Raw genomic sequence first — 21,174 nt, 5'->3', positions numbered from 1 at the left:
GTTTCACGAATGGCATCGCGTCGAAGAGCTGCTCTACTGGGCATCCTCGCACTGGTCTCTGTCGTCTCCACGTCGATGGGCGGCGTCGCCACTGCCGTCCCGGCACGGACGGCGTCGCCGCTGTGTCAGGTTGCGGACCTGCTCCCCAGTGGATCGTCCTCTGGCCTCGGCTACCAATGTGCCGAAGCCGGTGAGCTTCTCGATCTGCCGATCGGTGATGTACACGCGACGCAACCGTCGCTCGGGTACGACGAGGTGTACTACAAGCTCGGTCGATACACACTCGGCAAGGACCAGATCAACAAGAAGTTCGACGACTGGTGCGAAGCCAACGGCCAGGAGAAGGCCGCGTCGGCGCTACCCGATGCGCGCCTGGACAATCCGTCGTCGTTCACCTGCGCCGTGCCCGTCGGCCAGGAAACGCCCGACACGATCGCGCCCATGAAGACGGTTGTCATCGGACCGGGCGGCGTGCCGTACCTGACCGACGGTCACCACACTCTGACCTCGTTCTACGAAACGGCCGACGGTGGGCCGAATCTGCATCTTCGTCTGCGAGTGGTCGCCAATCTCAGCGACCTGAGTCCTGCCGACTTCTGGGCTCGGATGAAAGCCGAGAAGTGGGTGTGGAACTACGACGTCGACGGCAACGAAGTTCCGGTGGAGCAGCTTCCGTCGGGAGTGGGTCTCGCCAAGTTCCAGAACGACAAGTACCGCAGCCTGATGTACTTCGCCCGCGACATCGGCTTCACACCCGGCACGATCCCGTTCCAGGAATTCTATTGGGGTGCATGGGTTCGCGACTCGGCGGAAGTCGACATCAGCGGCTGGGACAGCAACACCCTGGAGAGCTACCTGAGTACCGTCGAGTCGGTCTCGCGCGCTCAGGTGGCGGCCCCGAAAGACACAGTCATCGACAGTGGTCGTACCGCAGCGGAACTCGGCGCACTGGCTTCCTGGAACGACGGCAAGGCTGCTGGTAAGGGCGAGTTCGGGAAACTCTCCGCACCGTACGCGAACGACAAGCCCGGCAAACTGGCGTACGCCTTGCAATACAAGTCGGGACTGCCCCGATAAGTGCATGTCAGGTCGCCGGGCCGGCGTTGTCACAGACCGACCTGGCGGCGAGACCGCATCCGGTACCGTCTCGCGTCATGGAGCTGAAACTGTGCGTGCTGCTGTGGGCGTCGCCCGGACAAGAAGACGCACTCACCCGCTACGAGGACACGGTGCTGGACCTGATCCCGAAATACGGCGGCGAGGTAGTGAGCAGGGTCCGCCGCGTCGACTCGGGCGACGGACCACTCGAGGTGCAGGTCATTCATCTCCCTGACGATTCGGCCTTGGAAGCTTACTTGGAGGACCCCGAGCGGCTTGCGCTCGCCGACGTGCATTGGCGTGCAGTGGCGAGGACCGAAATCATCTACGTTGACACAATCGTCTGATGACCGCGACGGGCCGGTCCATCTACCAACGATCGACGTGCAGCACCGTCTCGATCGGCTCCCTGGGCGCAACCTTGAACGTCTCACCCGTGTAGTACGCCGTCGGAATCAACGCACCCTGATGGAAGCCTTCGGGGATGCCCAGTAGTTCGGAGATCTCAGCCTCGCAGGCGAGATGGATTGTTGTCCACGCTGTTCCGAGTCCACGTGCCCGAGCAGCCAGCGCGTAGTTCCACACCGCGGGCAACAGTGAGCCCCACAAACCGGCCTGATTGCCGGCCGGAAGCGTCTTCCCTGCCTTGATGCACGGAATCAGCAGCACGGGAACTTCACCCATGTGCTCGCCGAGCCAACCGGCACTGTCGCCGACGCGCTTCTGAACCGAGGCGCGTTCGGGATCGTCCGCGAACAAGGCCGAAGCGGATTGCTTCGATGCCTGGTACTCGGCAAACAGTTCGCCGTAGATCGCACCGATGCGGGCACGAAGATCAGGATCGGTGACGACGATCCACTGCCACCCCTGCTTGTTCGAGCCGGATGGGGCCTGCAGCGCGATCTCGAGACATTCCTTGATCAGCTCCATCGGCACCGGCCGCGTCAGGTCCAGGCGCTTGCGCACAGTTCGCGTGGTGGTCAGCAGCTCGTCGGGAGTCAGGTCGACAATCGGGAAAGTAGTCACCTCTCGATCATGCACCATTCGCTCTGCTCCGGGCCCGATCGACCAGTTCTTCGTTCGCTGCATCCCAGCGCGCCGCCATGGACATGCCTCCATGCCCGTCGCCCTCATCGACCACGAGTGTCGACCCGGGCCAACGTCGGTGTAGATGCCACGGCGTGACAGCGGGTCCGGAGATGTCCTTCCGGCCGTGGATCAGGACGCCCGGAATGTCTCGGAGACCGTCGGCGCGATCGAGCAAGGGTGGATCGCAGAAGCCGTCGTGCGACCAGTAGTGCGCGGCCAGCCGCACGAAGGCCAGTCGGAACCGGTCGTCGTCCCATCGCGGATTGCGCCGAACGCCATCGGTGCCGATCGATATGTGGACGTCCTCCCACAGCGCCCATTCTCGGGAAGCATTGTCGCGCAACGTCAGATCGTTCGAATTGAACAGGCGGTTGTACGCGTCGACTATTCGGCCCTCACCGCGTCGATAGCCGACTCCGGCCTGCTCGGCAAATGTGGCGAACCGATCCCACGCCTCCGGGAAGACCGCGCCGACCCCCTCCGTAATCCAGTCGACCTCAGCCCTACCTGTCGTCGTGACCGCAACGAGCACCATGCCGAGAACCCTCGTCGGATGCGCGAGAGCGTAGGCAAGAGCAAGAGTGGATCCCCAGGACGCGCCGTTGACGATCCACGCCTCGACGCCGAGGTGCACACGCAGGGCTTCGATATCGGCGATCTGATGCGTAGTGGTGTTGGTAGCCACCGAAGTCGAGGGATCCGACGCGTGCGGGGTCGACCGTCCGCACCCGCGCTGCTCGAATCCGATTGCGCGAACACGGGACAGGTCGAAGTGACGACGAAACTGACTGGAGTTCAGGGTCCCGCCCGGTCCGCCGTGCAAGTAGATCGCCGGGACGCCGTCGGACGGACCCCATTGCTCCCAGTAGACGCGCTGCCCGTCCCCGACATCCAGCATTCCGCGAAGTGTCGGTTCGTCCTCCAGTGTCATACCGTCATCACATCATTCGAGAGGCAGCATTTGTCGGATCACTGCCCACGCGGACGCGTCGATCCACGAGGGGTTGGATTGTTGCGGCGACCGGAACACCTCGAGCGTCGACAGTTCCGCGACGGCCTGCAGATCCGACGCGAGGATCGGCTCATCGAACAGCGTGATGTTCGTCGAGACCTTCCACTGGGTGCCGGGGACCGGGGTGCCGGTCAACCGACCCGCACCCCAGATCCCGCGTCGCGGGTGGCTGCTGACCCAGAACAACACCGGCTGCCCAGGGACCATCAGATGAGTTCGATAGTTATTCGCGACGCACCAATTATCGTGCGCACGTCCGGCTTCGACCATCGGTGCGAGGTCGGTCTTGTGCGGATTGCACTTGATCACCCATGCGCCGAGCGTCTGGTCCGTTATCGCCCGTGCCGTCACACTTGCAATCCTAATGACGAACTACGCCACCGCGTCGTTGCCCTGCGCAGCCGAGACCACCAGGTTGCTCGCTGTAAGCCCGTTTCCGTTCTTCACCGCGTCGATCCACTGGTCGGTCGTCGCCACTGCGGCGAAGTTGGACTGGTAGAGCACCATCAACGCCTTGTGCAGGTGTTCGGCCGAGACGGTCCCGGCCTCGTTCGAGAGGTTGATTGCGCCGGTGGCGTCGGACAGGATCTCGACGGTCAGGTCGAGCGCCTCGGCGTCGGCGCTGGTGGCGAGATCGCAGTTGTTGGTCATGTATCCGACGATCGTGACGGTGTCGACGTTGTTGCCCTGCAACCACTTCGCCACGTCGGTGCCAGCGAAGACGCTGCTGTACTGCTTCTCGACTCGCTCGAAGGACGGCTGCACGACGGCCTGAATGTCGGGATGAAGCTCGTACGTCGGGGTTCCCTTGACGAAAGCAGGCGAGCCCTCGGGCATCTCGTGCTGCACGATGGCCACCGGAACATCCTGCGCCACAGCCGCTTCGATGGTACGAACGATGTTGGCCAGCGACTCGTCGCGAGGCGGGTACTGAATCTTCAGAACTCCCTCGAAGTATTCCTGCTGTACATCGATGACGATGAGGGCTCTACGCGGTGCGGTCATGGACGTTCTCCTTCAGGTGGCGTACTCGGTCGATACCCATACTTCGGCACCGACCTTGCGTTCACGAGTGGCACGGATGCATACTTTCGATGAAATTGCGCCAATTCGTCGATCGGAGATTCATGCGCATCGCGCTGTACGTGTTCGACGGCATCACCATGTTCCACCTCGCCGCGCCGTTGATGGTGTTCGGCGAGGTGACGCGCCTCGGGCTGGCCCCCGACTGGGAGACGCGGGTGTGGTCCGACGAGCCAGGGTCGATCCGCACCGAGGAGGGCTTCCCCGTCGGCGAGATCGAAGGCCCCGACATCGCCGATTGGGCCGACATCGTCATCGTGACGTCGTGGCCGGAGTCGTTGCCACACATCGGCGCTCACCTGTCCACCGCTCTTCGAGGCGCTCACAGACGGGGAGCCCAGATCGCGGGACTGTGTCTGGGGTCGTTTGCCGTCGCCGACACCGGACTGCTCGCGGGACGCCCTGCCGTCACCCATTGGTCCAAGATGACCGAACTGCGCGACCGCAATTCGCAACTGGGCCTCGACGAGTCCGTGCTCTACATCGACCACGGCGACGTCATGACCTCCGCGGGCACGGCGTCGTCGATAGATTCCTGCCTGCACATCGTCCGCAAACACCTCGGCGCGGCAGCGGCAACACGGGTCGCGCGCAGTCTGGTGGTCGCACCCCATCGCGAGGGCGGTCAGGCGCAATACATCGAACGGCCGGTGATCGAGGCATCCGAGGACTCCGCGATCGCCGACGTCCAGAGCTGGGCGCTGGAGCGACTGGCCGAGCCCCTGCCGATCGAGCGCCTTGCCGAGCGGGCACGCATGAGCCGGCGCAGCTTCATCCGGCAATTTCAGTATGCGACGGGCACCACGCCCGCGCGCTGGGTACTCGACCAGCGGCTCGACGCCGCCCGCAGCCAACTCGAAACCACCGGCCACAGCATCGAGAGCATCGCTGCCTCGTGCGGATTCGGCAGCGCCGTCACCCTGCGTCAGAACTTCCACTCGGCTTTCGCCGTCACGCCGACGGCCTACCGGAAGCAGTTCGCGGTCGGTTGTGCAACCACGGACACCGCCGAGAGGCGAGGATGAGCAACGTGATCCTGTGGATAGTTGCCGGAGTCGAGCTCGCCGCCATCATCGCGCTCGGTGTGGTTCTCATCGTGTCTCGACGAAAGTTGAAGCACACGCGCCGAGCACTCGACCGCGCTCTCGAATCGCAGCAACGCCGTAAGCGACGTGGCCTGGTGCCCTTTGCGATCAGAACCGCCTTCCACACCACGGAGCTACTCATCAACAAGGGATTCGGCGCTACCGTCCGCAACTCCGTAGAAGACCTCGCGGGCTGGGCCAAGGTCGAACGCCCCGACCTGGCACGCATGACCGCCGACGGCGACATAGTGGTCATGTTCTCCGACATCGAAGGGTCCACCGCCCGCAATGAGGAACTGGGCGACCGCGGTTGGGTGAAATTGCTCGAGAAGCACAACAAGCTGATCCGCAAACACGTCGACGACCACGGCGGACATGTGGTCAAGAGCCAGGGCGACGGTTACATGATCGCCTTCTCCGACCCGGCTGAAGCCGTGCGCTGCGGGGTGGAAGTGCAAGAAGCCCTTTTGGAAAACCCGGATCGATGGGATCGCATCCGCGTCCGTATGGGCATCCACGTCGGCAGTTCGGTGCGTCGAGGCGACGACCTGTTCGGACTCAACGTGGCCATGGCGGCACGCGTCGCAGGGCAGGCCGACGGCGGCGAAATTCTGGTCAGCGAACCGGTGCGCAAGGCCATCGGTGCCGCGCATGACCTGACCCTCGGGACGCCCCGCGACGTCGAACTCAAGGGAATGAGCGGTAGTTTCCAGTTGTATCCGGTCGCGCTACCAGCACAACCGGATACAACGCCGTCCATCAGCGCGGGATAGCGCCGGGGAGCACCGGCACGGTGAAAGTCGAACCTCCGGCACCGGTGCTGAGGACGACATCGCCGGCAGGCGCATCGTCGGTGATGTCGGGGTAATCGTCACTGCGAACCTGGACTTGCAGCCGGTGTCCGGCCGGCAACCGGAAGTGTGTCGGCCACGCCCGTACATCCAATTCGTACTCCTGACCGGGCATTACAGGCTCGGGCGCAACGGATCCGTTGCGATGACTGGCCTTCAGCCAGCCCTGGGTAATGCGCTCCACAGTGCCGTCCGGGGCAACGTCGTCGACGATGACAGCGAGGTTGCCGTTGGACGCGGTGAAGGTCGCCGAGATCTGTGCCGTTGGGGACCCTGCGATCACCACATCGGCAGGCAACGGAGTGGTCGAGAAGACCACTGCTGCATCAACAGCGTCGGTGTGATCCGTCGGCACTGTGTACGCGCGACTGCCCTGCTCGGTCGGTAACGGACTCAGACCACCATCGGTCCCCATTGCCAACGTCAACTCGGTGGATTCGGCAGGCGGCCACTGGCCGAATTCCTGCCAGCCACGTTCTGCGGGCACCGACGAGATCTCGTAGGAATTGATCCGCTTCGCGGGCAGGGGTGCAGAGCCGTCCTCGCGCAGCCACTTGTCCCACCATGCGAGGTACGCGCCTGTACCGATATCGGCTTTCTGGCCCGCCGGCATCCCGTGTTTCCACGGACCGGCAACGACCCACGTCAGATCCGGATGTGCGGAGTAGTTCTGCACCATCGGATCTCGGTAGCGGTCGTACCATCCCCCGATCTGCAACATGGGGACATCGATATTCTGCCACTTCGCTTCGACGCTGCGGTCGATCCAGTACTGGTCGTACAGCGGGTGCTCGTCGTAGGGACCTTCGGTGGCCGGGGCTGTGCTCGCTTGCCACGTGCGGATGGTGTCGGATCGGATTCCGCCGCGGTAGATGGTGTTCTCGTACCAGTCGCTGAACGCATCGACCGGGATGACGGCAGCCAGATGTGGTGGATTGTTGGCCGCGGCCAGCATCGATGTGTGACCGCCGTAGCTGACACCGGATTGTCCGATCTTGTCCGTCGACCATGGTTGCGCTGCAGCCCATTCGACGAGATCGTAGTTGTCCTGCTGTTCCTGCGGGCCGAACGGATCCAGTACACCTGGAGAATCCCCGGATCCCCGGACGTTGCACAGCAGAATGTTGTATCCACGTTCGACCAGATACGCAGAGTCCGTTGCCAACTGGTCGAGGCTGTCGTAGGCGTTGAAGTCGTAGACGATGGTCGGGAACTTCCCTGCGACCGGCACGTTGCCGTCATCACCGGGTCGGTTCACATTGCAGGCCAGGGTGGCACCGTCGCGCAACGGAACCTTCATGCGCTCCGAGGTGGCCCTGTATTCGGCCGCACGTCCGTAGGTGAAGAACGGGTCTGTCGGTAATTCTCGAGGTACCGCTGCAGCAGTACCGGCTGCCTGTCCGACGAGGACTGCGGCAAGGGTAAGGGCCAGGGGTACGCGGGTGATACGGATGTCGATCTCCATCCATCGGGCGGCTGGGCCGCGAGAGTCGGGAAGCAGGGTCAGAGGGATTCGGACACAGGCATACTCAGCAGGTGGTAGCTCAGACACTTGCCATGGCCGTCGAGAACAGGACTACCCGTCACTCCCCCGCCGAGTACGCCGGGCAGCTCGAACACCAACCCGGAGACCAGAGGCATTTCAGTGCGGCGCACGTCTCCGGTGACCAGGGGTGCGAAGTGCGTGGCAACGGCATCAACAGTCAATTCGCGGGACAGCAACTCGTAGCCTTCGTCGGTTCGTGGGAAGACAGCGAGAATGAGGGTGTCGCCCTTGTCCCCGGTTCGCACGTCGGCGAGATCGTCGACAGTCCTCATACCGTCACCTCCGTGATGTGCACGGCGGTCGACACCTGTGCACGTGGGATCAAACACGATCTGATGGCAAGAACCTCGGTGCTGCTGCGTCGTGCACCACCGCCGCCGGCCGGGCCGTTGGTATAGAGGCTTTCGACTTCCCACCCCACAAGTAACGCGGTCTCCGCGTCGGGCACCTTCGCGGTCACGCGAAGTCGTACTTCAGGGACATCGGTTGGGGCGACGAGACCACGAAATGCAGCGCCCGCCCCGATGTACTCGATGCCGACGTTCTCCGCCGAAATACCGTGCACCTCCCACAGTCGTTGCTGCACAATCTCTCCGGCGAGTTCGGCGCGTTGCAGTGCGCGTGGCCCGGCGTAGCTGATCTGCCCTTCACCGAGCCAACCGCCGCGGAATCCGAGTGTCACTTTCAGCTCCTCGGGCCGCGTGCTGCCCGTCGCTCCGGACACCGCTACCCGATCGGGTCCGAGCGTCTCGAAGTCGACTCCGGTGAAATCGGCGGTCACGTCCGGCGTCAAGTATCTGGCTGGATCCCCTACCTCGTAGAGCAACTGCTCGGCGCACGTTCGCCGAGACAACTCCCCGCCGGTGCCGTCGACCTTGCCGAATTCGGCTGTGCCGTCTGCACGTACGTCCCCGAACGGGAAGCCCAGATTTGCCAGACCCTGCACAGGCTTCGTGACCGGGTCCGCGAAGTAGCCACCGGTCAGTTGGCCCGCGCACTCGAGCAGATGTCCGACGGCCGTCCCTGCACCGAGGGTCTCCCAGTCCTGCCCCGCCCACCCGAACTCGTGCATCAGCGGCGCGAGATACAGAGCCGGATCGGCGAGACGGCCGGTGACGATCACGTCGGCGCCGACGTCGAGTGCGGGAAGTACCGCATCGGCCCCGATATAGGCGTTGGCCGACACCAATTCCTCGGAATGCTCCGACAGCGGGCGTCCGGTCTCCCACACCACCGGATCGATGCGGCGCACCGCGTCGAGCACGTCGTCGCCGGTGACGGCCGCGATCCGTACCGAACGCGAGCACACGTGCTCAGCCACACGGGCCACGACGGCAGCTGCTGCAACAGGATTCGCGGCTCCCGAGTTGGTCACGACAGTGATTCCCTGCTCCGTCGTCGCACAGAGAACTGCGCGCATGCGCGCGGCCAACAGTGGGTCGTACCCAGCCTCGGGATCGAGCAATTTCCGGGCCTGCCCTGTCGCGACCGTCCGCTCTCCGAGACACTCGAAGATCAGATAGTCGAGCGCGCCGCGTTCGGCCAAGATCTGCGCAGGGTCGATGCGATCGCCGGCAAACCCTGCGCCGGCCCCCAATCGAACAGTTTCGCGGGCCCTCATGAGACCCACACCGGGATGACGCCTGTCGCGAAAGCGACCCCGAGCATGCCGAGGCTGACCAGCCACGCCCACCCGATCGTGTGACGAATATGCCTGCCGATATCCACCTTGGCCAGACCCACGAGAAGGTAGAACGCGCCCGTCATCGGACTGATCGGGAAGCCGACGGTCTCCTCGCCGATGATCGATGCCTGAGCGAGATGGATTGCGCTGATACCGAATTGGTCGCCTACCTCGATGAGTACCGGCAGCACGCCGAAGTAGTACGCGTCGGGGCCGAAGATCAGACTCATCGGAACCGCGAACACCCCGACGATGAGCGGAAGTGCCGGTGCCATCCAGTCCGGAATCACGTTGGCAGCGCTCACGGCCATCGATTCGATCATGCCGCTGCCGTCGAGCACACCGAGCAGAACACCGGCGGCGAGCAGCGTGCCCACCATCAGCATCGCGCCCACGGCATGCGCCTCGATCCGCGCGGACTGCGCCTTCATGCCCGGGTAATTGATCAGGAGCGCAACGATGGTCGCGATGATGAAGCACGTCTCCGGAGGCGCGACGGCCGCAATCAGTGCGGCAAGTGTTGCGACAACGAGAACGACGTTGACCCAGAACAGCTTCGGGCGTAGCAAGCTCGGCTCGTCAGAATTGTCGGGCTCTTCTGGGGTCTCGTCACCGCCCGAGCCGGCCGAGGCTGACTCGTCCGTTCCACCGGGAGTGGGTACGGGGATTCGCTGCCCGACGCGTGCCGTCGACTCCTCCACCTCGGCCTTGACGTCGCCTGCTGCGACCTTCGCCAACCGTGTCCGCTCTCGGCGTCCGAGGTAGTACGCGATGGCCAACGCGAACACCACGCCGGCGATCTGAGCGGGAATCAGTGGTACCCACAGCTCGTTGGCGTCGACGCCCAATGTTGCTGCTGCTCGCGCCGTCGGGCCGCCCCAGGGAACGATGTTCATCACGCCCGCACCGAGGCCGACGCACGTGGCCAGCACCAGCCGACTCATGCCGAGGCGCTCGTAGATCGGGAGCATCGCCGGAACGGCGATGAGGAACGTGACCGCGCCTGCGCCGTCGAGATGGGCGACCAGGGCGAGAGCCGTCGTAGCAACGGCGACGGTCGGCGGTGCGCTGCCTGCCCATTTCACGATGCGCGCTATGAGGGGATCGAACAGGCCTGCGTCGCGCATGATCCCGAAGAAGACGATCGCGAACAGGAACATGGCTGCGACACCGACGACGCCGCCGAGCCCGTCCTTGACGAACCCTGCCACCTCGGACGGCGAGTTTCCGGCCAGGAACGCCGCAGCGAGCGGAACACCCGCGAGTGCGACTATGGCCGCGACACGTTGGGTGAACAACAGCAGCAGGATGATGGCAATCGTCCCGAAGCCGAGCAGTGACAGCATGTGATCTCCTTCATCGAATACGAAGAGTGTTGTGCAGATCACTTACTCAGTCCAACATCAGTTGGGTATAGATTCATGCGTCGTGGGCATAAACATCGGGATCGCGCATCTGCGCGCGGTTGTCGCACTGGCAGATCTTCAGAGCTTCACGTCCGCTGCCGCGGCACTGGGCGTGTCTCAGCCCAACCTCAGCCGTACCGTCGCCGAAGCCGAGCGCCGCCTGGGCGTCCGACTGTTCGTACGCACAACCCGCAGCGTCGATCCGACGGGTGACGGGCTCGAAGTGGCCGCATATGGGCGTCGAATACTGCTGGAGTTCGACGACGGACTCGAACAGATCGCACGATTCGTCTCCGGAGAACGCGGCACCGTCACAATCGCGTGCCTACCGTCGATAGCGGCAACATTCCTGCCCCCGTACATCGTGGAGTTTCGTCGCAACCATCCCGACGTCTCGGTACACGTCAAAGACGGCCTGCGCGACGGCGTCGTAGCGTCGGTTCGAGACGGCTCGGTCGATTTCGCAGTCGTCGCCGCGTCGGGTCGAGCAAACGACCTGGAACGCACGACGATCAGCACCGACGCATTCGTCTGCGCCCTACCCACCGATCACCCTCTTGCGCAACGAACTTCGTTGTCGTGGACCGACCTGGACGGCGAGTCGTTCATCTCGTTCGGCCCCGAATCCAGCATCGAGTCACATGTGCGGCTCGCACTGGAAAGCGCGGGAGTCGAGGTAGGACCGTCTGTTCAGGCCCACAACGTGGCTGCGGTGGCAGGCCTGACCGCAGCGGGACTGGGCGTCACAGTTGTCCCCGAATTGGTGGTGCCGATGATGTCGTTCGCCGAGTTGACCTACCTACCCATCGAGCCGACCGTGCACCGCACCATCTCCGTCGTCCAGTTGCCCGGACGACGCCAAAGTGCAAGCTGTTCGGCGTTTCTCAGCGTTCTGGTGCCACCCCCGACGGGATGAATGGGCCATTCAGTACGTCTGAGCGCGTGAAAGTCACATTGATCCGTCGCGGGCGTGCAATCCCAACCAAGGGGCGGACTGTAGACCGCGGACGGTTGACGGCTACCGGAGCCCGAGAGTTGTTGCACCTCAACGAATGAATGGCCCATTCACAACGTCTGAGCGCGTGAATGGGCCATTCATCCCAAAGGGGGGGTGAAGCAGGCAGAAGTACTACTGCTTCGCCGACTCCAGTGCCTCGTTGAACGTCGTGGACGGACGCATCACTGCGGCGGTGGCTTCGGGGTCCGGGTAGTAGTAGCCGCCGATGTCGACCGGGTTGCCCTGTACCGCGTTGAGCTCGCCGACGATCTTCTCCTCGTTCTCCGAGAGGGTCTTTGCCAGAGCTGCGAAGTGCTTGGCCAGCTCGGTGTCCTCGGTCTGCTCGGCGAGTTCCTGTGCCCAGTAGAGGGCGAGGTAGAACTGGCTGCCACGGTTGTCGAGTTCACCGGTCGAGCGCGACGGGCCCTTGCTGTTCTCGAGCAGCTTGCCGGTCGCCGAGTCGAGTGCGGTGGCGAGGATGGTCGCTTTGACGTCACCGGTCTTGGTGCCTAGGTCCTCGAGGCTTACCGCGAGAGCCAGGAACTCGCCCAACGAGTCCCAGCGCAGGTGGTTCTCCTCGATGAGCTGCTTGACGTGCTTGGGGGCCGAGCCGCCCGCACCCGTCTCGTACAGTCCGCCGCCGGCCATCAGCGGAACGATGGAAAGCATCTTGGCGCTCGTGCCGAGTTCCAGGATCGGGAACAGGTCGGTGAGGTAGTCGCGCAAGATGTTGCCGGTCGCGGAGATGGTGTCGAGCCCGCGGATGAGGCGTTCCATCGTGTAGCGGATCGCACGAACCTGCGACATGATCTGGATGTCGAGGCCCTCGGTGTCGTGATCCTTCAGGTACTTGCGCACCTTGCCGATCAGCTCGTTCTCGTGCGGGCGGTACGGGTCGAGCCAGAAGACGACGGGCATTCCGGACTCACGGGTGCGTCGCACTGCCAACGCAACCCAGTCGCGGATCGGCGCATCCTTGACGATGCACAGACGCCAGATATCGCCCTCTTCGACGTCCTGCGTCAGCAGAACCTCGCCCGTCGCCAGGTCGGTGATGTTCGCGACGCCCCCGGCTGGGACCTCGAACGTCTTGTCGTGCGAGCCGTACTCCTCGGCCTTCTGCGCCATGAGGCCGACGTTGGGAACGGTGCCCATCGTCGTCGGATCGAACTGGCCGTTGGTCTTACAGAAGTTGATCATTTCCTGGTAGATGCGGAAGAAGGTCGACTCCGGGCTGACGGCCTTGGTGTCCTTCGGCCGGCCGTCCGCGCCCCACATCTTGCCGCCGCTGCGGATCATCGCAGGCATCGACGCGTCGACGATGACGTCGCTGGGCGAGTGGAAGTTCGAGATTCCGCGTGCCGAGTCGACCATCGCCAGCTCCGGGCGAGTCTCGTGGCACTTGTGCAGGTCGTCGATGATCTCCTCGCGCTGCGCGCTGGGGAGTGCCTCGATCTTGCTGTACAGATCCGACAGGCCGTTGTTGACGTTGACGCCGAGCTCCTCGAACAGGTCGCCGTGCTTGGCGAACGCGTCCTTGTAGAAGACCTTGACGGCGTGACCGAAGACGATGGGGTGCGAGACCCGCATCATCGTGGCCTTGACGTGCAGGGAGAACATGATGCCCGTCTTGTAGGCGTCCTCCATCTGCTCCTCGTAGAACTCGATGAGCGCCTTCTTGCTCATGAACATGCTGTCGATGACGTCGCCGTCGGTGAGCGACACCTTCTCCTTGAGGACGATGGTCTCGCCGCCCTCGGTCAGCAGCTCCATCTTGACCTCGCGGTCGCCCTCGACGGTCATCGACTTCTCGCCGTGGTAGAAGTCGCCGTGGCGCATGTGCGCAACGTGGGTGCGCGACGCCGGCGACCATTCACCCATGCTGTGCGGGTGCTTGCGCGCGAATTCCTTGACGGCCTTGGGTGCGCGGCGATCCGAATTACCCTCGCGCAGAACGGGGTTGACCGCGCTGCCGAGGCACTTGGTGTAGCGGTCGCGGATTTCGCGCTCTTCGTCGGTCTTCGGGTTCCCGGGGAAGTCGGGGATCGCGTAACCCTTGTCCTGCAGTTCCTTGATCGCGGTCAGCAACTGCGGAACGGAGGCACTGATGTTGGGAAGCTTGATGATGTTGGTGTCGGGCAGCTGCGTCAGCTTGCCCAGCTCGGCGAGGTTGTCGGTCACTCGCTGGTCTTCGTTGAGGTAATCGGGGAACTCGGCGAGGATGCGGTTCGCAACCGAGATGTCACTGGACTCGACGTCGATGCCGGCCGCGCTGGCGAAAGAACGTATGACCGGCAGAAACGCGTGAGTCGCCAGCATCGGCGCCTCATCGGTCAGGGTATAGATGATGGTCGGCTTCTTCGCTGTCATGTTTCGCCTTTGCCTCAGTTTCGACGTCGTCTTTTGGATGCGTTCGTCCTCAACTTTAATCTTCGTTCTCGCCGCTGTGGGGGGCAGTGGGGTATCACTCCATCTGCGCATCCAAGTTACCGACCAGTAGGGCGCTCAATGGATTTCGAGACCGTGCTCGGTCCCGCCTCTGACCACCGTCGGGCCATCCGATTTGCCCGATTAGGAACAACATCGGCCTCGCCGTCCGTTGAACCCAGTATGACGACCTACAAGACTGTCAATCCTGCCGACGGCACAACCGTCAAGGAATTCGAAACTCTCGACTCGGCCGGCATCGAGCGCGCCCTCGCGGATGCGCACGCCGGTTTCCACACGTGGCGCAAGACCTCACCCGAGCACCGCGCAGACATCCTGCACAAGGTCGCCGACCTGTATGTCGAGCGCGCCGACGAACTGGCCCGCACCATCTCGCTCGAGATGGGCAAGCCACTGACCGAGTCTCAGGGCGAGGTCGAACTGTCCTCGAACATCTACCGTTACTACGCCGACAACGGTCCACGCTTGCTCGAGGACGAGACACTCGACGTGCCCGGAGCGGAAATCAGTGTGCTGCAGCGCAAGCCCGTGGGCGCGCTCGTCGGCGTGATGCCGTGGAACTTCCCGTACTACCAGGTAGCCCGATTCGCCGGCCCGAACCTGATGGTGGGCAACACGATTCTGCTCAAGCATGCACCGAACTGCCCACAATCGGCGTTGCTGATGGAAGAGATATTCCGGCAGGCCGGGTTGCCCGAAGACGCGTACATCAACATCTTCGCGACCAACGAGCAGATCGCCGACATGATCGCCGACGCCCGCGTGCAGGGCGTCTCGCTCACCGGAAGTGAGCGAGCCGGAACGTCCGTCGCCGAGACAGCCGGGCGCAACCTCAAGAAGGTCGTGCTCGAGCTCGGCGGTTCGGATGTGTTCATCCTGCTCGACTCCGCAGACATGGACGCCACCGTCGAATCCGCAACCCGTGCGCGCCTGTCCAACGCAGGCCAGGCCTGTAATGCCGCCAAGCGCATACTCGTCGCCGAGGACGTCTACGACGAATTCGTCGCCAAACTGGTCACCTCCTTCGAGGCTGTGCAAACCGGCGATCCATTGGATGCCAACACCACCCTCGGTCCCCTGTCGTCGCAGACCGCTGCCGACACGTTGATCGAGCAGATCGACGACGCGGTGTCCAAGGGCGCGACACTGCTCACCGGCGGCAAGAAGATCGACGGACCGGGTGCATACGTGCAGCCGACCCTGCTGACCGACGTCACGCCGGACATGCGGGCCTACACCGAGGAACTGTTCGGCCCCGCAGGAGTCATCTACAAGGTCCAGAACGCCGACGAGGCAATCGAATTGGCGAACTCCTCCCCCTACGGACTGAGTGGTTCGGTGTGGAGCGCAGACCTCGACAAGGCCCGGGACGTGGCCGAGCGCCTCGAGGTGGGAATGGCCTTCGTCAACGAACACGGCACCACGCTGCCAGGTCTGCCGTTCGGCGGAGTCAAGCGCTCCGGCGTCGGCCGCGAACTGGGCCCGTGGGGCATGGACGAATTCGTGAACAAGAAGCTCGTCCGAGTCTCCGCCAAGTAGCCGTACTCGCCGATGCTCTCCGGGCAGTTGCTCGGGGAGCATCGCGCTGCTGCGGTCATACTGTCTCGATGATCGTCGAACACGCCCTGCTGCACGTCATCCCCCGCAGAACCGCCGAGTTCGAAACCGCGTTCGCCGACGCGAAATCGATCATCGCGTCGATGCCGGGGTTCGTGAATCTGACCCTCTCGCGGGGCATCGAGCAGCCGAATACCTACCTGCTGTTGGTGAAGTGGGAACGACTCGAAGACCACACCGACGGCTTTCGTGGTTCCGACGAGTATCAGCAGTGGAAGTCGCTGCTGCACCATTTCTACGAACCGTTCCCCGTCGTCGAGCATTTTGCTCCGATGCTCGAGGCGTAAGAGTTAGGTTCGTGTCTCGACCCTCTCGCCGCACCAAGGAGATTTCCGTGGCCAACGCTTCGTCGTTCGTATCCAAGCAGGACGACCTCGAGATCAGCACCTACACCTGGGCGACGTCCGCCGATCCTGCTCGCGGTGTCGTACAGATCGCACACGGGCTGGCTGAGCACGGCAGCCGTTACGCACGCTTCGCTGCCGCGCTGAACGACGCCGGCTTCCACGTCGTCGCGTCGGATCACCGCGGCCACGGCCAGTCGATCGTGGACACCCCCGGCGATTTCGGGGCCGCCGCGTTTGCAGGACTGTGGGCAGACATCGAGCAACTGGGCGAATCACTGCTCACCGACTACCCCGACCTGCCTCTGTTCTTGTTCGCTCATTCCATGGGATCCTTTGCCACCCAGCATGTTCTGATCGAGCGATCGGATCTGTACGAGGGCGTGGTGCTGTCGGGTTCGACGACACTCGACGTACTCGCCGCAGGAATGGCCGACGCCCCGGCGGGCGACCTGAGCGTGTTCAACGCCGCCTTCGAGCACCGCACCGGCTACGAATGGCTCTCGCGCGACGAGGCCGAGGTGGACGCCTACGTCGCAGATCCACTGTGCGGCTTCGACCTTCCGGCATCGACGGTTCCCGCATTGTTCGGTGAGGCCGAGAAGCTCGCCGATCCGCACAACTTGGAGCAGATCCGTTCCGACCTCCCCCTGCTCATCACGTCGGGAACGGACGACCCGCTGGCAGGCGGTGGGCAGTTGATCGAGACGCTGGCCGCCCGCTACCGCGAGGCGGGGATGAGCGATGTGACCGTCACGCTCTACCCCGGCGCGCGCCACGAAATTCTGAACGAGACCAATCGCGACGAGGTCACCGCCGACATCATCGGTTGGCTGACCGAGCGCGCCGGGTAGTACTTACCGTCGTCGAAGCTGCACGGGCTGCCCGTCCTCGGGGAAGGGCAGCGACGTGAAGTTCAGCGGTGCAACGTAATCGGGGTCGACCGTCCAGTCGAACCGCAGCAGCAAGTGATGCATGATCGTCTTGATCTCGGCCCCGGCGAAGAACATGCCGATACATTTGTGGACGCCTCCGCCGAACGGCTCCCACGCATAGCGGTGCACTTTGTCCTCGCGTCGGTCGGCGGCGAACCGTCCGGGATCGAACTGCTCGGGGTTGGGCCAGTACTGCTCCATGTGATGCGTGAAGTGCGGCGCGACAGAGGCATACGTTCCCGCGGGAACGAACTTACCCTGCACCTCGGTGTCCTTCACGGCACGGCGGGCCACTACCGGTGTGGGCGAGACCAGGCGCAAGCACTCCTTCATCACCAGATCGACGTTGGTCAGCTCGTCGAGTTGCGCGAACGACGGGGCATCGGTGCCCAGCGCCTCGCATTCGGCTCGGCACTTGTCCTGCCACTCCGGATGCTGACCGAGATACTGCATCATCGTCGACAGCGTGATCGTCGACGTGTCGTGCGCAGCCATGAGCAGAAAGATCATGTGGTCGATCACTTCGTCGTCGGAGAAGTGCTCTCCGTCGTCACCCTCGATGTGGCACAACACCGAGAAGAGGTCGTCGGTCTCGGTGGCTCGACGGGCCGGGAGGTAGCGGCGGAAGAATTGGTCGAGCACCGCTCGGCCGTCCAAACCCCGCTTCCACCGTGTGCCCGGAACGCGGTAGCGCACTATCGACGTGGCGGCCTGCACGCAGGCGATGAAACTCGCATTGAGCTCCGCGATGTCGGCGTCCGTCGTTCCCTCCGCACCGCCCATGAAGATGCTCGTCGCGACGTCCAGCGTCAGCGCTTTGAGCGCCGGATAGACCTGGAAGTCGCGGCCCGGCTGCCACGCGTCCAAACCCGTTGCTGTGACTGGATTCAACGCTGCGACGGACTTGGTCAGCCGGTCCCGAGTGAAGGCCTGCTGCATGATTCGTCGATGACGTAGATGCTCCTCGGAGTCGAGCAGCATCAGCCCGCCGTGAAAGAACGGCCCGATCAACAGCGACCAACCGTCACCGTTGGCGAACGCCTTGTCCGCGTTCTGCAGCACCTGCTGACACGCATCGGGACCGAGAACGGTGATCCACTTCTGCCCGGCCATCGTCATCCACGAGACCTCGCCGTACTTGTCCCACCGACTACCGAGCAGCTTCAAGGGGTCGCGAATGTACTCGAGTGTGTGCCCGACGACGGGAAGACCGCCGTCGCCGAACACCGGTTGGAGAGCTGAATCTGCGGGTGGAGCAGCCAGAGCACGTGCCATTGTCGACCTCCGTCAATCTGACATGACGCCATGTCAGATGGGATGTAGTCTGCGTCACAGTCACGGTCTCTGTCAAGATCTATCCATGCCACCCACGACGCGTCGCTACAACGGCATGAGCGCCGACGACCGCGCGGCCGACCGCCGAGCGCGTCTGCTCGACGCCGGCCTCGACGTATTCGCAGCAGCCGGGGCGAAGGGTGCGACCATGACTGCGATCTGCGCGCATGCCAAGCTCACCGAGCGCTACTTCTACCAAAACTTCAGCAGCAGAGACGACTTGCTCGAGCAGGTCGTCGAATCGGTATCCGCCGAGATACGGACCGCAGCGCTGGATGCACTGAACTCCCCCGCCCGGACCGTCGACGAGAAGGTCCACAACGCGGTCACCGCGTTCGTCGGCGTCCTGACCGAGGACCGACGCAAGGGCCGTGTTGCGATGATCGAATCGCTCGCCGTCGACTCCCTCCGCGAATACCGCCGAAAGTCCCTGCGCGGCTTCGCTCATCTGGTGGCCGAACAGTCGCGCGAACTCTACGGCGACAAGGCTTGGCCCCAACCACAGTCCGAGATCAACGGCCTGTTATTCATCGGTGGTTTGGCCGAACTCGTCATCGCCTGGCTGAACGACGAAATCGATATCGCCCCCGCAGACATCGTCGACGCCGCGACACGTCACTTCATCGCCACCGCACACCGCTGAGGTGCGCTACGCGCAGTGGCGTGATTATGTGCCCGCAGAGGCACTTAAACGCACCACTGCGCCGCAGGCGCACTCCTACCGGTCGAAGTGCGCCTTCGAGATCTGTCCGTGCACGCCGACGGTCTTGTCGACCACCTGCGAGACGGTGAAGTTCGCGGCAGCAGAGAGGTACGCATACGCAGTCGCGCGGTCCATGCCGAGATCGGTCTCCAAGAAGTCGAGAGCATTGACCACCGCGCGGCGCATCGCAGCGTTCAGGTCCGAGCTCTGGCCGCCGACGGCCCCGTCCGGATCCGACAGGCCGATCGGAATCCACGAGTCCTCGTTCTCCGCAAACGGATACGAGTACGCGACGGACGGCGCGTCACCGCTGCCCGCCTTGCAGACCGTAAGGCGGAAGGTGCCGCGCAGAGACCCCTCCATCGCAGTCAGCGCTACCTCTCCGTCACCCATCGCCATGTGCGGATCGCCGACGTAGAACAACGCGCCCTCCGCGAACACGGGAAGGTAGAACGTCGAGCCGACGCCGAGCAGACCGACGTCGATGTTGCCGCCGCCGAGCGTCGGGGGAATCGAGTTGGCATTCGGGAATGTCAGACCCGGGTCACTGGCGAACGCCACGCCCATCATGCCCATGAACGGACGCAGCGGAAAGCGCACGGCCGCATCGCCGTACCGCATCACGCCCTGCCCGTCCTCGACGGCCGTGAACGTGGACACGTTGCCGTACTGCGTCGGGTCACCCGATTTCCTGCCGTCGCTTCCGATCGGCGGCATGACCTCATCAAGGCTGATGCCCGCCGATGCCTCGCCGGACGCCGTAACTGCCAGCGCGCCCTTGCCGTGCCTGCTCGACACCACGCCGTACGGCACCCGCGGAACGGCCTCCAGAGTTTCGATCTTGAGCACATCGCCGCGCTGCGCACCTTCGACAAACACCGGGCCCGTCACCACGTGCGGTCCGTCGACGTCGAAGTTGCGTACCGTCCGGTCGTATCCGCCGGCAATATCGATAGCGTCCTGGAGGACGTCGGACTCCGAAACGCCTTTGCCGCCGAAGAATTCGACGGGATCGCGGCCCTGGTCCTCGAGAATGCCCTCGTGGCTGAGCGCGTCGATGGTGACGGTCTCGCCGGACTTCATCTGCAGTACCGACTCCGATTCGACCGTCGGGACGTAGCCCCACAGAACCTTGTCTACCTCGGAGCTCAGATAGTGGTCTCCCGAAATGTCGCCCGATCCTGGGTTGAGAATGGCACCCGCGGACGCGGCAGGAGCCGACGAGCTTGTTGCCGCGGTAGTGGTCGAGGACGTCGAACACGCTGCTGTAGTTGCCAAACCAGCCCCTGCGCTCATCGCTGCCACCGCCCGAATGAAACCGCGTCGGCCGATTCCTTTGCTGATCGTTTCCGCTGCGTGCTCTGCCATCGACTGCGCCATGCTGCCTCCTGAATTGTCCGAATCTCGAACGTAGATCAGGGGTGTTTCTCAGCAGTTACGAACGCGCGTCACGCGAATTGCTCAGCGACTCAACTGGGGTCGCTGCCGGCGATCGCCGACCACCAGATCGCGGTGACAGCTGCCAACAGACTCACTGCCAGAAATTGAGCAAAGCCCCCACCGTCGACAATCAACCACAGCAGCCCGATGAACGGGCCGGCCACTGCTGCGGGGGCGTCGAGCATGAGCCGACGACGCAGCGAACCGAATCTGGCGCTGCGCGTGCGGAGATCGGACTCGTTGAGGCGCGGGGCATCGAGAGGTGTTCCCGGCGGTAAGGTCGATCGACGCCGACCCGACGGTAAGGCAACGATCCCCGGTTCGACGACGAAAGCGCGGCGTCCGAGAAACGACCTACCGACTTTCGCTTCGGCGCCGGGGACCAATCCGAGAAGACCGGTGTGGAAGTACACCGGATACCAGGCCCGACCGGCGCCCTCCTGAACCTCCACATACCCGCGCGAACGCATGCGGTGTTGAAACCGAACACGACGCACGGAG

General features: G+C 63.7%; 21 protein-coding genes. 9 read left to right on the top strand and 12 right to left on the bottom strand.

What is annotated here, in order from left to right; genetic code table 11:
• Positions 1-9: 9 nt before the first annotated feature.
• Entirely contained in the window at positions 10-1,077 is a 1,068-nt protein-coding gene (locus E4P29_RS16755) for a ParB/Srx family N-terminal domain-containing protein (protein WP_245154370.1), read from the top strand.
• Between the two features lie 77 nt (positions 1,078-1,154).
• Positions 1,155-1,445: a hypothetical protein gene (locus tag E4P29_RS16750; protein WP_135046339.1), complete on the top strand. Its 291-nt coding sequence runs from the start codon at positions 1,155-1,157 to the stop codon at positions 1,443-1,445.
• Between the two features lie 22 nt (positions 1,446-1,467).
• Here E4P29_RS16750 and E4P29_RS16745 read toward each other — a convergent pair whose 3' ends face one another.
• Genes E4P29_RS16745 through E4P29_RS16730 form a run of 4 tightly spaced genes read right to left on the bottom strand, consistent with a single transcriptional unit; the run spans position 1,468 to position 4,204 of the window.
• Complete coding sequence (locus E4P29_RS16745) at positions 1,468-2,124, bottom strand: nitroreductase family protein (RefSeq protein WP_135046338.1); 657 nt, start codon at positions 2,122-2,124, stop codon at positions 1,468-1,470.
• A gap of 7 nt (positions 2,125-2,131) precedes the next feature.
• On the bottom strand, positions 2,132-3,118 hold the full coding sequence (locus E4P29_RS16740; RefSeq protein ID WP_135046337.1) for an alpha/beta fold hydrolase: 987 nt from the start codon (positions 3,116-3,118) through the stop codon (positions 2,132-2,134).
• Between the two features lie 12 nt (positions 3,119-3,130).
• On the bottom strand, positions 3,131-3,550 hold the full coding sequence (locus E4P29_RS16735; protein WP_245154369.1) for a hypothetical protein: 420 nt from the start codon (positions 3,548-3,550) through the stop codon (positions 3,131-3,133).
• A 21-nt stretch (positions 3,551-3,571) separates the two neighbouring features.
• On the bottom strand, positions 3,572-4,204 hold the full coding sequence (locus E4P29_RS16730) for an isochorismatase family protein (protein ID WP_135046336.1): 633 nt from the start codon (positions 4,202-4,204) through the stop codon (positions 3,572-3,574).
• A 122-nt stretch (positions 4,205-4,326) separates the two neighbouring features.
• Between E4P29_RS16730 and E4P29_RS16725 the strand changes: the two genes are divergently transcribed.
• Positions 4,327-5,307 (top strand): helix-turn-helix domain-containing protein, encoded by a 981-nt coding sequence (locus E4P29_RS16725; protein WP_135046453.1) that lies wholly within the window; start codon positions 4,327-4,329, stop codon positions 5,305-5,307.
• The gene (locus tag E4P29_RS16720; RefSeq protein WP_209205442.1) at positions 5,304-6,140 is read left to right on the top strand and encodes an adenylate/guanylate cyclase domain-containing protein; all 837 of its coding nucleotides are present in this window, start codon (positions 5,304-5,306) and stop codon (positions 6,138-6,140) included. Before E4P29_RS16725 ends, E4P29_RS16720 begins: the two co-directional genes overlap by 4 nt.
• Here the strand turns inward: E4P29_RS16720 and E4P29_RS16715 are convergent.
• From E4P29_RS16715 to E4P29_RS16700, 4 genes are read right to left on the bottom strand one after another with little or no spacing between them, the layout of a single operon-like run.
• Positions 6,127-7,683, bottom strand: coding sequence for a CocE/NonD family hydrolase (locus E4P29_RS16715; protein ID WP_135046335.1), 1,557 nt, complete (start codon positions 7,681-7,683; stop codon positions 6,127-6,129). The two genes, E4P29_RS16720 and E4P29_RS16715, sit on opposite strands and share 14 nt — an antisense overlap.
• A gap of 38 nt (positions 7,684-7,721) precedes the next feature.
• The gene (locus E4P29_RS16710; RefSeq protein ID WP_135046334.1) at positions 7,722-8,036 is read right to left on the bottom strand and encodes a hypothetical protein; all 315 of its coding nucleotides are present in this window, start codon (positions 8,034-8,036) and stop codon (positions 7,722-7,724) included.
• On the bottom strand, positions 8,033-9,385 hold the full coding sequence (locus E4P29_RS16705; RefSeq protein ID WP_135046333.1) for an acyclic terpene utilization AtuA family protein: 1,353 nt from the start codon (positions 9,383-9,385) through the stop codon (positions 8,033-8,035). The genes E4P29_RS16710 and E4P29_RS16705 overlap by 4 nt, the downstream gene beginning before the upstream one ends.
• The gene (locus tag E4P29_RS16700) at positions 9,382-10,794 is read right to left on the bottom strand and encodes an SLC13 family permease (protein ID WP_135046332.1); all 1,413 of its coding nucleotides are present in this window, start codon (positions 10,792-10,794) and stop codon (positions 9,382-9,384) included. Before E4P29_RS16700 ends, E4P29_RS16705 begins: the two co-directional genes overlap by 4 nt.
• 82 nt (positions 10,795-10,876) lie before the next feature.
• Between E4P29_RS16700 and E4P29_RS16695 the strand changes: the two genes are divergently transcribed.
• The gene (locus E4P29_RS16695; RefSeq protein WP_135046331.1) at positions 10,877-11,770 is read left to right on the top strand and encodes a LysR family transcriptional regulator; all 894 of its coding nucleotides are present in this window, start codon (positions 10,877-10,879) and stop codon (positions 11,768-11,770) included.
• Between the two features lie 213 nt (positions 11,771-11,983).
• Here the strand turns inward: E4P29_RS16695 and E4P29_RS16690 are convergent, their stop codons facing one another.
• Entirely contained in the window at positions 11,984-14,221 is a 2,238-nt protein-coding gene (locus tag E4P29_RS16690) for an NADP-dependent isocitrate dehydrogenase (RefSeq protein WP_135046330.1), read from the bottom strand.
• Between the two features lie 240 nt (positions 14,222-14,461).
• Here E4P29_RS16690 and E4P29_RS16685 point away from each other — a divergent pair, with 240 nt between their 5' ends.
• The 3 genes from E4P29_RS16685 (at position 14,462) to E4P29_RS16675 (ending at position 17,114) form a co-directional block, all read left to right on the top strand.
• On the top strand, positions 14,462-15,838 hold the full coding sequence (locus E4P29_RS16685) for an NAD-dependent succinate-semialdehyde dehydrogenase (RefSeq protein ID WP_135046329.1): 1,377 nt from the start codon (positions 14,462-14,464) through the stop codon (positions 15,836-15,838).
• 68 nt (positions 15,839-15,906) lie between these two features.
• Positions 15,907-16,203: an antibiotic biosynthesis monooxygenase gene (locus E4P29_RS16680; RefSeq protein WP_135046328.1), complete on the top strand. Its 297-nt coding sequence runs from the start codon at positions 15,907-15,909 to the stop codon at positions 16,201-16,203.
• A 47-nt stretch (positions 16,204-16,250) separates the two neighbouring features.
• Complete coding sequence (locus E4P29_RS16675; protein ID WP_135046327.1) at positions 16,251-17,114, top strand: alpha/beta hydrolase; 864 nt, start codon at positions 16,251-16,253, stop codon at positions 17,112-17,114.
• 3 nt (positions 17,115-17,117) lie between these two features.
• Here E4P29_RS16675 and E4P29_RS16670 read toward each other — a convergent pair whose 3' ends face one another.
• Positions 17,118-18,470: a cytochrome P450 gene (locus E4P29_RS16670; protein ID WP_032393136.1), complete on the bottom strand. Its 1,353-nt coding sequence runs from the start codon at positions 18,468-18,470 to the stop codon at positions 17,118-17,120.
• 85 nt (positions 18,471-18,555) lie between these two features.
• Between E4P29_RS16670 and E4P29_RS16665 the strand changes: the two genes are divergently transcribed.
• The gene (locus E4P29_RS16665) at positions 18,556-19,173 is read left to right on the top strand and encodes a TetR/AcrR family transcriptional regulator (RefSeq protein WP_209205440.1); all 618 of its coding nucleotides are present in this window, start codon (positions 18,556-18,558) and stop codon (positions 19,171-19,173) included.
• Positions 19,174-19,248: 75 nt separating this feature from the next.
• Here the strand turns inward: E4P29_RS16665 and E4P29_RS16660 are convergent, their stop codons facing one another.
• Both E4P29_RS16660 and E4P29_RS16655 read right to left on the bottom strand, forming a co-directional pair.
• Positions 19,249-20,613: an acetamidase/formamidase family protein gene (locus E4P29_RS16660; protein ID WP_135046326.1), complete on the bottom strand. Its 1,365-nt coding sequence runs from the start codon at positions 20,611-20,613 to the stop codon at positions 19,249-19,251.
• Positions 20,614-20,702: 89 nt separating this feature from the next.
• The gene (locus E4P29_RS16655; protein WP_135046325.1) at positions 20,703-21,143 is read right to left on the bottom strand and encodes a hypothetical protein; all 441 of its coding nucleotides are present in this window, start codon (positions 21,141-21,143) and stop codon (positions 20,703-20,705) included.
• Positions 21,144-21,174 lie beyond the last annotated feature (31 nt).

The sequence above is a fragment of the Rhodococcus sp. 1R11 genome, assembly GCF_004563845.1.
GTDB lineage: Bacteria > Actinomycetota > Actinomycetes > Mycobacteriales > Mycobacteriaceae > Rhodococcoides.
This window is presented reverse-complemented; position numbering and strand designations above follow the sequence as displayed.